We start from the raw sequence: 5238 nt of genomic DNA, 5'->3' as shown, positions 1-5238 counted from the left end.
GTCGGCGCCCGTGGGCCCCTGCCGGCGGCCCGACGGCCGCCAGGGTGCGTACCCCCGCCGGGAGCCGTGGCGGCGTCCCGCGCGCCGGATCCCTCGGCGGTGGCGGCGTCCCCGCACGCCGCGCCCGCCGGGATACGCCGCCCGACCGGTGCGCGACACGCCCGCCAGGAGTGGAAACCATGGCAATGTTTTGGCAAAGCGGAAATGTGAGGGTCCGATCCGCTGTTCAGCGCCTTGGAGGCCTGACCCCGCCCGCCTCCGGCGCGCCGCCCCGACCGAGAGGACCGTCGACGTGAGCCAGTACGTGTCCAGGATCGCGGGCACGGTATCGCCCCCCAGGCTCAGGTTCCCCGGGCAGCGGCGCAGGCCGCGCCGCATAGCGATGCTCAGCGTCCACACGTCCCCCCTGCACCAGCCCGGCACGGGCGACGCGGGCGGGATGAACGTGTACATCGTGGAGCTGGCCAAGCGGCTCGCCGCCATCGACGTCGAGGTGGAGATCTTCACCCGCGCCACCACGGGCGGCCTGCCCCCGGTCGTGGAGCTCGCCCCGGGTGTCCTCGTGCGGCACGTGGACGCCGGCCCCTACGAGGGCCTGTCCAAGGAGGACCTGCCCGCGCAGCTGTGCGCCTTCACGCACGGGGTGATGCAGGCATGGGCCGGCCACCGCCCCGGCCACTACGACCTGGTGCACTCCCACTACTGGCTGTCCGGACACGTCGGCTGGCTCGCCGCCGAGCGCTGGGGCGTGCCGCTCGTGCACGCCATGCACACCATGGCCAAGGTCAAGAACGCGGCGCTCGCCGCGGGCGACACCCCCGAGCCCGCCGCCCGGGTCATCGGCGAGACGCAGGTGGTGCGCGCCGCCGACCGGCTGATCGCCAACACCGACGAGGAGGCGGGCGAGCTGGTCCGCTTCTACGACGCGGACCCCGCCCGCACGGCCGTCGTGCACCCGGGCGTCAACCTCGACTGGTTCTGCCCCGGCGACGGCCGGGCCGCCGCCCGCGGCCGGCTCGGGCTGCCCGCCGACGCGTTCGTGCCGCTGTTCGCGGGCCGCATCCAGCCGCTCAAGGCCCCGGACGTGCTGCTGCGCGCCGTGGCCGTACTGCTGGAGCGGGACCCCACGCTGCGCGGCCGGATGGTCGTGCCGGTGGTGGGCGGACCGAGCGGCAGCGGCCTCGCGAAGCCGGAGAAGCTCCAGAAGCTCGCCGCGCGGCTCGGCATCGCCGACCTGGTGCGGTTCGTGCCGCCGGTGGGCCAGGACCGGCTCGCCGAGTGGTTCCGGGCCGCTTCCGTCCTGGTCATGCCGTCCTACAGCGAGTCGTTCGGCCTGGTCGCCATCGAGGCGCAGGCGGCGGGCACGCCGGTCGTCGCCGCCGAGGTGGGCGGCCTGCCCGTGGCCGTGCGGCACGGCACGACGGGCTTCCTCGTGCCGGACCACGACCCGGCGTCGTACGCGGAGGTCCTGCGGCGCTTCGTCGACCGGCCGGCACTGGTCGAGCGGATGGGCGCCGCGGCGGCCGGGCACGCGCGGTTCTTCGGCTGGGACACCGCGGCGGGCGCCACGGCGGACGTCTACATGGCCGCCATGCAGGACCATCGCCGTCGCGTACGCTCCCTGCATGGCTGAGCGGACGATCACGGAGCGGGACGCGGCGCGCGTCGTCGAGGAGGCCCTGGACGCGCTGGCCGAGGCCGACGCGGGCGCCTCGGGCGACGCGGGCGCCTCGGGCGACGCCCGGGACGCCGCTGGGCATGCCCGTACGGGCGTCACGTGGGAGTCGCCGGCCCCCGGCTCGTACGTGGTGACCCTGCCCGGCACGCGCAAGCTCTCCACGACGTGCTCGCTGCGCGTCGGCCGGCACACCCTCTCGCTGAACGCGTTCGTCGTGCGCCACCCCGACGAGAACGCGGAGCGCTTCCACCGCTGGCTGCTGGAGCGCAACCTCAAGCTGTACGGGGTCGGTTACGCGATCGACCGGCTCGGCGACGTCTACCTGACGGCCAAGCTCCCGCTGTCCGCGGTCTCCGGCGACGAACTGGACCGGCTCCTCGGCGCCGTACTCGAAGAGGCCGACGGCTCCTTCAACACCCTGCTGGAACTGGGCTTCGCGGAAGCCATCCGCAAGGAGTACGCGTGGCGCGTCGCCCGGGGCGAGTCGACCCGCAACCTCGCGGCCTTCACCCGCCTGACCGGCGAGGAACCGGACACCCGGGACTGAACACCCGGCGGACGCACCGGCGTTCGCGACTCCCACGGCGGTGGGAGTCCGCCCGCGCGCCCGGAGTCCGCGCGCCCGGAGCCCGCCCGCCCGGAGCCCGCCCGCCCGGAGCCCGCGCGTCCGCCCCTCCGGACGGGCGGACGGGCGGACGAACGAGTGGGCGGGCGAACGGAGCGCCGGGGAACGTCAGTTGACGAAGACCGACGGGCTGCCCGAGACGCTGGTGTCCTGGACGGGGCCGTACTTCGCCGAGAAGAAGCCCGAACCGGGGCAGGTCGCGGGGCCGGTGGTCCTGGTGAACTTCTGGTTGGCGAAGGTGATCGTGTTGCCGGTGTTGGACGTCGTGCCGCTCAGTCCGGTCGACGTGTAGACGCAGGTGATCGCACCGAGAATGGTGTTGAGCTTCACGGTCGTCTGGATCGCGCCCGCGCTGCCCGCCGCGACGTCGAGCGCGCCCGCCGAGGTGGCGGTCGACGCGAAGGGCAGGTTGCCGACGGTGATCGACTGGACGCCGGTCGCGCCGAGGACGTTGGTGGTGCAGTTGCCGAAGGTGTGCGCGGAGACGGACTCCGTGGCCGTGCCGGGGGCGGCGGGGTTGCCCGTCACCGACGCGGTGAACGTCGAGCTGGTGCACGTGATGCCGGTGCTGCCGCCGGAGGTCGTGGCGATGACGGCCTTGGCTCCGGGCGCGAGCGCCGCGGACAGGACGTCGCCGGTCGCGACGGCCGTGCCGCCGGCGGCCCCGGTGGTCAGGACGGAGCCGGCCTGCGCGCCGGCGCCCGCCGCGATGGCGGGCGCGGCACACAGGAGTGCGGCGGCCGCGGAGATTCCGGCGGTGGTGAGGATGGTGCGCTTACCCATGACGAGTCCCTTTCGCCGAGAGGACGATGTGGACGTGCGGAGGCCGGGACGCACGCGCGGTGGCGTACGGTCCGGCTGGTGCGGATGGTCCGGGTGGAGCGGCGCGTCGGAGGAGACGGCCGGGCGTGGTCGCGCACCGGCGGTCGGGCCCGGCGGGGCCCTGGGGGGTGACGGGTCGTGCCTGCGGGAAGGGGGGAAACGGGTCCGGCGCCACGGACCCGTCCCGGTCCCCGGTTCTCGCGCGTTCCGCGGCCCGTGACACGCCACGGTGGGCGAGCCACGGTCGAGAGGGAAACCCAAGAGGGTTGTAAACCCGGCGTGTCGGGTCCGTCAACAGCGAGGCCCGGCGGCCACCCGTCCGGGGGGAGGGAAGCGGCCATGGAAACCGCCCAGGAAGGCGGCCGGCGGCCGCTGCTGCCCGGGGCCCGCACGGGGCGCGAACCGGAGCGCTCGATCCGGCGCGGACCTCGCAGGACTCCGGCGGAGCTGGTCGCCGCGACGCAGCGGGACCGGCTGCTCGACGGCATCGCGCGCACCGTGGCCGAAAAGGGGTACGCGGGCGCGCGCATCAGTGACATCTGCCGGGCGGCCGGAGTGACGAGGCCCGTCTTCTACGAGCAGTTCGCCGGCAAGGACGACGCCGTGCTCGCCGCCTACCGGTCGGGGGTGCGGCTCGTCGTGCAGGCGATGGAGCAGGCGTACCGCGACGCGCGGCACGGGGGCCACTGGCCGGCGGCCGTGCGCGCCGCGCTCGCCGAGCTGCTGGCGATCCTCGCGGGGACGCCCGCGTTCGCCGCGATGCTGGTGGAGGTGGAGGTCATCGGCGGGGCGGGCCGCGCCGAGCGGGAGGAACTGCTGCGCAGCTTCCGCAGGTTCTTCGACGGCGCGCCGTCCGCCCCGCCGGGAGTCGTCGACGTGGAGCTGGTCGACGCGCTGATCGGCGCGGTGCACCTCGCGCTGTACCGGCGCATCTCGCAGGGCGCGGCGGAGGGCCTGCCGGACCTGCTGCCGACCCTGCTGTGTGTGGTTCTTGCACCCTTCGGTGTCCGGGAGGCCGCCGCGGGGGAGCGCCGACCTGCGGTGGGGGGCCCGTAACTGCACCGTCGTCCCCGGTAGTTGCGGGATGCCACGACGATGCACACAAAGAACACCTCTTTTTCACAGAACCCGTTGACCGGGGGTGTACCTGGGGGTAACTTCCGAGGTGCTCCCATGGCTGCGTCGCCACTTCCGCCGGGTCGCCCGGCCGGGTCCAGTGGCGTACGAGGGGAGCGGTCCGCGCCAGGGCGAAGCCGACGCACGTCGTTCCGCGATCGTCAGCGTGCTCAAGGGAGCCTTCATTCATGGCCATCTCCGAGGAACCATCAAGATTCGACACCGAGGGTGCCGGAGCGTCCTCGCCGGCACCCGCCCGCAGGGGCAGGGTGCGCTTTCGCAGGGCCGCCATCATGGGCGTGCCCGCCGCCGCGATCGCCGCCACGCTGGTGGTGCTCACCGCGCAGGGCGCGATCGCGGCACAGTTCGCCATCTCCGGCATGCCGTTCGTGGTGAGCGGCGACTCGCTGGAGGGCACCGGCTTCGGCCAGTTCGGCGCGCTGGACAGCATGGCGGACAACAGCCCCAACGCCGGTGACACCGGCGGACAGGAGCTGGTGATCGTCAGCGCGTTCCGGCACGCCGAGATCACCAACCTCTGCCAGAGCGTGTCCCTGGGCGGCACCTACCTGCACCTGACGGCCGGCACCAAGGCGGGCCACCGGGTGGAGGCCGACACACTGACCACCGACTCGACGGACATCGCGGCGGCCGGCGCCTCGTTCGGCAACATCGAGATCGGCGGCGACTCGTCGACCTTCGACAAGCCCCCGGTCAAGGGCCCGCTCGGGGTCTTCGGCCAGCAGGCGGACACCGCGACCCTGACGGGCTTCCGGCAGACCAACTACGCCACCACCGCGGCCAAGTTCACCCTGCCGAACCTGCACATGAACTTCGCCAAGAAGGGCTGCTGAACGTGGCACCCGAGCACGACCCGCGGCCGGCCGGGGACCAGTCCCCGGCCGCCGTGCCCCCGGCGGGGGCCGCGGGCCGCGTACCGGGGCCCACCGCCCCGCCGGACGGCGCGGCTCCTCGTGACGCGAGCCCGTACGGCACA

Annotated in this window: 5 protein-coding genes; 4 read left to right on the top strand and 1 reads right to left on the bottom strand. The window is 74.2% G+C overall.

Features of this window, described 5'->3' with window-relative positions; translation table 11 throughout:
- Nucleotides 1-292 precede the first annotated feature (292 nt).
- Both mshA and L1885_RS23020 read left to right on the top strand, forming a co-directional pair.
- Nucleotides 293-1633: a D-inositol-3-phosphate glycosyltransferase gene (gene mshA / locus L1885_RS23025; RefSeq protein ID WP_235799087.1), complete on the top strand. Its 1341-nt coding sequence runs from the start codon at nucleotides 293-295 to the stop codon at nucleotides 1631-1633.
- Between the two features lie 55 nt (nucleotides 1634-1688).
- Nucleotides 1689-2225, top strand: coding sequence for a type III secretion system chaperone family protein (locus tag L1885_RS23020; RefSeq protein ID WP_372482001.1), 537 nt, complete (start codon nucleotides 1689-1691; stop codon nucleotides 2223-2225).
- Between the two features lie 186 nt (nucleotides 2226-2411).
- Here L1885_RS23020 and L1885_RS23015 read toward each other — a convergent pair whose 3' ends face one another.
- The gene (locus L1885_RS23015; RefSeq protein ID WP_235799085.1) at nucleotides 2412-3086 is read right to left on the bottom strand and encodes a Tat pathway signal sequence domain protein; all 675 of its coding nucleotides are present in this window, start codon (nucleotides 3084-3086) and stop codon (nucleotides 2412-2414) included.
- Between the two features lie 378 nt (nucleotides 3087-3464).
- On the opposite strand from L1885_RS23015, the gene L1885_RS23010 reads away from it, so the two are divergent.
- The gene (locus L1885_RS23010) at nucleotides 3465-4181 is read left to right on the top strand and encodes a TetR/AcrR family transcriptional regulator (RefSeq protein ID WP_235799084.1); all 717 of its coding nucleotides are present in this window, start codon (nucleotides 3465-3467) and stop codon (nucleotides 4179-4181) included.
- A gap of 248 nt (nucleotides 4182-4429) precedes the next feature.
- A complete protein-coding gene (locus L1885_RS23005) occupies nucleotides 4430-5095 on the top strand; it encodes a DUF6230 family protein (protein ID WP_235799082.1) in 666 nt (221 codons plus the stop codon).
- Nucleotides 5096-5238 lie beyond the last annotated feature (143 nt).

Origin of the sequence: Streptomyces fuscigenes (genome assembly GCF_021556455.1) — a bacterium.
GTDB classification, from domain to species: domain Bacteria; phylum Actinomycetota; class Actinomycetes; order Streptomycetales; family Streptomycetaceae; genus Streptomyces; species Streptomyces fuscigenes.
The sequence above is the reverse complement of the archived record's forward strand: the minus strand, read 5'-3'. Positions and strand labels throughout refer to the sequence as shown.